Raw genomic sequence first — 309 nt, 5'->3', positions numbered from 1 at the left:
GGCACTGACCACCCGAGAGCTCGCGCGGCGTGCGATCCCAGACCATGTCCGGATCGAGGCCGACCTCCGCCAGAACCTCGCGGGCCCGAGCTTCGATGGCTGCCTTGTCTTTTCCGCCCCAGATGGCCGGACCCTCGGTGACGAGAGCCTTGACCTTACGACGTGGGTTCAGCGACGAGATCGGATCCTGGAAAATCATCTGCAGCTGAGTACGGCTGCGGCGCAACTCTTCCGGATCCAGCGCCGTCATCTCCACGTCGCCGAGGCGAATGGAACCTGATGTGGGCGAGGGCAACTGCATGATCGCGC

The 309-nt window shown here is 64.4% G+C and carries 1 protein-coding gene; it reads right to left on the bottom strand.

What is annotated here, in order from left to right; genetic code table 11:
• A partial coding sequence (locus MTX36_RS29545) for an ATP-binding cassette domain-containing protein (protein WP_243623214.1) occupies positions 1-309 on the bottom strand: 309 nt, incomplete at both ends.

This window comes from Rhodococcus sp. ARC_M6 (genome assembly GCF_022810305.1).
In the GTDB taxonomy this organism is placed as follows: Bacteria; Actinomycetota; Actinomycetes; order Mycobacteriales; family Mycobacteriaceae; genus Rhodococcus_F.
This window is presented reverse-complemented; position numbering and strand designations above follow the sequence as displayed.